Genomic DNA, 4,754 nt, shown 5'->3' with positions numbered 1-4,754 from the left:
CGTTGATTCTCTTCCAATTTGATGCGAACAATCTCTGGCTTCTCATCCAATAAAAATCACCTCACCATATTTGATGAGGCAATCATATCGCCCAGAAGCTGGCATTCATATCCGGTCTGTTATTAGGTGCTTACTAAAGAACTGTTAATTCATGAGAATCTTATGATCGTTTCATGAAATTCATTTACATCGCTTGGACCGTGTCCTATACTAAACACTGTTAGTCATATGGAGAGTTGGCAGAGCGGTAATGCTGCGGGCTGCTTGCAGCCTGTGAGCGCAGAAATGCGTAGGGGGGTTCGACTCCTTCGCTCTCCTTAAAGCCGGTCGTCTCGGGGGTTCCCCGAGACGATTTTTTATTGTTAAAGCCGGCTCTGCAGCCTTGCCCGCATGGGCAGTTGTGCGATAATGGACAATGTAACTAAGCCTGCATATCAAAGGAGTTCACTATGGTAGATACCAGTTCGATTATTCCAGTCCTTGTCGGCACCGATGTCAACATTTACGGCATGGCGCGTTCGTTCCACGAAGCTTATGGGGTCAAAAGTCACTGCATCGGCGTGGCCGCCTTGGCGATGACTAAGGATTCGCAGATTTGCGACGTGACAGTTGTTGATCACTTCAAGGAAAACGAAGAGTTTGTTGCCGCGCTGCTCGACATGGCGAAAAAGTACGGCAAGCCTGGGGTCAAGCCGATCCTGATCACAGCAGGCGACGAGTACACGGAGCTAGCCATTCGCAACCGCGAGGCACTGGAGGATACCTACATCATTCCGTACCCGAGCGTGAAGGTCCTGGACAGCGTCTACTACAAGGATCATTTCTATCAGCAATGCGAGGAAAATCACCTGCCGTACCCCAAGACAGTGGTGGTCAACCAAGAGAACTACGAGCAAAAAGTGGCCGACCTGGCGCTCGCGTTTCCAGTTGCGATGAAGCCCGCTGATGCGGCGCAGCAGATCGCGATGGATTTTCCCGGGCAGCGCAAGGCGTACAAGTTCACCGCCAAGGACCAGATCCTGACGATGCTGAAGCGGACTTATGATGCCGGTTACCGCGGCAACTTTCTGCTGCAGGACTTCATTCCCGGCGGCGACACCGCGATGTATACCATCAATTTCTACGCGGATCTGGATTCCAACGTGCGGCAGATGACGATGGGCCGGCAGCTGCTGCAGGACCCATCCGATTTTCTGGTCGGTAATTACGTTGCCACCTTCATCGAGTACCATCAGGACACTGAGGCGCGCCTGGCTAAGTTTATCAAGAACATGGGCTACACCGGGTTTGGCAACTTCGACCTTAAATACGACGTGCGCGATCAGGAGTTCAAGCTGATTGAGCTGAACCCGCGCCAGGGCCGCAGCGGCTTTTACACCACGGCTTCAGGCCACAATCTGATCAAGCCGATGGTCGAAGACCGCGTGTTCCACCAGCCGTTCACGGCACCCGAGCTGGCCAAGAACGATTACCTCTGGCTGGGGGTCAATCCCGACGACGCCGTGGCTAATGTCACCGATCCCGAGATCAAAAAGCATATGCAGACACTGATCGATGACGGCAAGTGGGGCAATACCCTAGAGTATCCGGCGGACAAGAGTTTCCTGCGCAATCACCGGATCAAGAAATACTACGCGAGTTACAAGGCCCGCTTTGCGGCCAAAAATGAAGGGAAGTAAACAATGCCAATCGTTGATTTAAACAATCAAGAAGCCGTTGCCCGCTACGAAAAATTCGTGGAAGACGCCCCGTACACCTCGGTGACCCAGTCCGTTGCCTGGTCGAAGGTCAAAAACAACTGGTCCCCGCTGTACGCTTACCTGGAAAAGGATGGCCAAATCACGGCCGGTATGTCGATCCTGACCGTCACGGACAAGGCTGGTAACACTTTTGCCTACTGCAGCAAGGGTCCAGTCTGCGATCCGACTGACATTGACACGATCGATGCGCTGGTCCAGGAGGCGCTGCCTGAACTAAAGAAGCGCAATGCTTTCTTACTGCGGATGGATCCGGAGCTGGATTACACGGATGAGCTGAACGCTGCCTTTCAGAAACATGGCTACGTGACTCGCAATCGCAAGTTCCATGGCAACCATGACACGATCCAGCCGCGGTTCAACATTGTGCTGGACATCAAGGACAAGGACATTGATGGCGTGATGGCCACAATGACCGGCAAGACCCGGACCAAGATCCGCCACGCCATGAAGAGCGGCGTCGAAGTCGAAGTCGGTGATGGCGAAAAGCTGATGCCGGAGTTTTTTGAGGCCTACAAGACGATGAGCGAGATCCACGGCATCACTTATCGGCCGCTGGCGTACTTTGATCGGATGTCTGAGGCGTTTGCCGGCAAGGATCAGATGAAGGTCTTCATCGCGCGAGTCGATGGCCAGCTGCAGGCTTCTGCGATTGCCTTCGCGTTCGGCGACAAAGTTTGGCACATGTACGGCGGCTCCATGCGAATCAAGAATTCATTGATGATCCCCTACCTGCTGCAGTACGAAATGATCAACTGGGCCTGCCAGGAAGGCAAGGCCAAGTACGACATGGGCGGCGTATGGGGCCTGGACAGCTCCGATGGGTTGTACCGCTTCAAGCACCCGTTCGCGCCTGACACCCCGGTTCACGAGTACATTGGCGAGCTGGATTACGTGATGGATCAGGCCGCGTACGATGAATTCACTAAAGAATAACCATTAGCGCCGTGGTGACACGGCTTTTTTGCTGTCGTGGATCCAAATGGCAACTGGAAAATGATAAACTAGGTTGGTGATGAGGCGTCCAGGTTCAACTTGGGCGCCATTCTTTGAAGTGGCAGCTGGGCTGAGATCAGCCGCTGCTGGCGTGCCTATTCAAACGCGCCGGGTGCATGCTACAATCAAAAAATGAAAGGACGGGATGAGGATGCCGACAGCAGTGACGAGTGAGACGATGACGACCCACCTAAGTGAGGGCCTGACGGTGGTCGATTTGTGGGCCGAGTGGTGCGGCCCATGCAAGATTTTGAGCCCGCTGCTTGCCGAGCTGGAGCAGGAGCTGCCCATGCGCGTGTTGACGCTGAACGTCGAAGGCGACACCGCCGTGGCCGATCAGTTCCACGTGCAAAGCATTCCCACGATGCTGCTTTACTGGCAGGGCAAGCCGGTGGAAAAAGTCACCGGGGCGTACCCCAAGGCCAAGCTGCGTGCCCACTTCACCCAGTTTTTGGAGGCGCACGATGGAAAATGAACTGCTGACGACGTGCTTGCTTGCCGGCCGCATCATGATCGAAGGCGGGAGCGAAATGTACCGCGTTGATGACACCATGACGCGCATTGCGCAAAACGCCGGTGCGCATTCGGCGCGGGTGTTTACCACGCCGACTGGGCTGTTCATCGGCATTGACGGGCCAGCGACCGTTCAAATTGCCCCGGTGGCACAGCGTGGCATTGACATGGAAAAAGTGGCCGGGGTGAACAATCTGTCGCGGCAGTTTGCGGCCGGTCAGCTGACGCTCAGCCAGCTTCACCAGGCGCTGGAGACCCTTGACGCGCACACGCCATTTTTCCCGGTGTGGCTGCAGATCCTGGCTGCGGCGCTGTGCTCAACGACCTTGATGGTGATTTTTGCGCAGACCTATGACTGGTTCGACATGCCACTGGCCGCTTTGGTCGGCGCGCTTGGGTTTGCCGCCTACTACAAGGTCTCCAGCCTGACCAAGCTGCAGTTCATTTCCGAGCTTTTGGGCGCGTTTGTGGTCGGGCTGACCGCCTGGGTGGGCGTGCGCCTAGGCGTGGGTCGTGACATCAACAACATCATCATCGGCGCGGTCATGCCGCTGGTGCCTGGGGTGGCGATCACCAACTCGATCCGGGATATGCTGGCGGGACACCTGCTCTCCGGCATGGCGCGCGGCATGGAGGCCATTCTGTCGGCCTGTGCCATCGGCGTCGGGATCGCGATCATTTTTCGGTTTTTCTAGGCAAGGAGGGGCGTCATGCCATTAGCCTTACAAGTGCTGGTTCAGGTCAGCTTCTCTTATCTGTCCACCATTGCGTTTGCCATCATCATTAATGTGCCGCACAAGGCGCTGAACCTGGCCGGTTGGGCCGGAGCCGCCGGGTGGCTGGTGTACTGGACGCTGATGCAGCTCAGTACCGGCCGCATGCTGGCGAACCTGCTCGGCGCGCTGACCATCGGGCTGTGCGGAATTGTCTTTTCTCGCATCAAAAAAATGCCGGTGATCATTTTCAACATTCCCGGCCTAGTGCCGCTGGTGCCAGGGGCGACCGCGTACCAGGCGGTGCGGGCGCTGGTGCTCGGTAATCTGGATCAGGCGCTGTCGTTGACGTTTCGCGTCGCCATGGTGGCCGGCGCGATCGCGGTCGGCTTCCTGCTCGCGCAGCTGGTGGCCGAAATGACCTACCGCAAGCCTGCAAAAACCGCGAAAGCATGATATAATACCGTTATGCGATGAGTCGAGTAACCAGTAATGGTGAAAGGTCGGCTGATCAGTCGGGCGCGTCCCGACACCCAGCGGATTCCGGGGATCAGTGGTCTTAGGTTGTGGAGCCAGCGGACCTGACTGGAAACAGTTCTGACATATGCGCGCGAACCAGGATCAAACTTGGCTCGCGCGTTTTTTGGGCTCTTCGTCAAGTGAAGTTGAACATAATTTATGAGAGTATCTAGACCTTAATTGGTCTAGGTACTCTTTTTTTAAGCCGCCAGGTTGTGGGCTTTGGGGTTAAACCAGACACGCTCAAGGAAAATAC

Annotated in this window: 5 protein-coding genes and 1 tRNA gene; all 6 read left to right on the top strand. The window is 55.6% G+C overall.

Translation table 11 applies throughout. From position 1 onward, the window contains the following. Positions 1 to 230: 230 nt before the first annotated feature. The 6 genes from JUE30_RS11030 to JUE30_RS11005 all read left to right on the top strand — a co-directional run bounded on the left by JUE30_RS11030 (position 231) and on the right by JUE30_RS11005 (position 4,435). Positions 231 to 318: transfer RNA gene (locus JUE30_RS11030), tRNA-OTHER, on the top strand. A 131-nt stretch (positions 319 to 449) separates the two neighbouring features. Continuing rightward, a complete protein-coding gene (locus JUE30_RS11025) occupies positions 450 to 1,679 on the top strand; it encodes a carboxylate--amine ligase (RefSeq protein ID WP_203624863.1) in 1,230 nt (409 codons plus the stop codon). Between the two features lie 3 nt (positions 1,680 to 1,682). Further along, the gene (locus tag JUE30_RS11020; RefSeq protein WP_203624862.1) at positions 1,683 to 2,693 is read left to right on the top strand and encodes a peptidoglycan bridge formation glycyltransferase FemA/FemB family protein; all 1,011 of its coding nucleotides are present in this window, start codon (positions 1,683 to 1,685) and stop codon (positions 2,691 to 2,693) included. Between the two features lie 211 nt (positions 2,694 to 2,904). Next, on the top strand, positions 2,905 to 3,228 hold the full coding sequence (locus JUE30_RS11015; protein WP_203624861.1) for a co-chaperone YbbN: 324 nt from the start codon (positions 2,905 to 2,907) through the stop codon (positions 3,226 to 3,228). Continuing rightward, entirely contained in the window at positions 3,218 to 3,961 is a 744-nt protein-coding gene (locus JUE30_RS11010) for a threonine/serine exporter family protein (RefSeq protein ID WP_203624860.1), read from the top strand. The genes JUE30_RS11015 and JUE30_RS11010 overlap by 11 nt, the downstream gene beginning before the upstream one ends. Before the next feature lie 15 nt (positions 3,962 to 3,976). Further along, positions 3,977 to 4,435, top strand: a complete 459-nt coding sequence (locus JUE30_RS11005; RefSeq protein ID WP_203624859.1) for a threonine/serine exporter family protein — start codon at positions 3,977 to 3,979, stop codon at positions 4,433 to 4,435. Positions 4,436 to 4,754 lie beyond the last annotated feature (319 nt).

The organism is Lacticaseibacillus sp. 866-1 (genome assembly GCF_016861825.1).
Lineage (GTDB): Bacteria > Bacillota > Bacilli > Lactobacillales > Lactobacillaceae > Lacticaseibacillus.
Note: the sequence above shows the minus strand (reverse complement) of the source record. Positions and strands in the feature narration are given on the sequence as shown.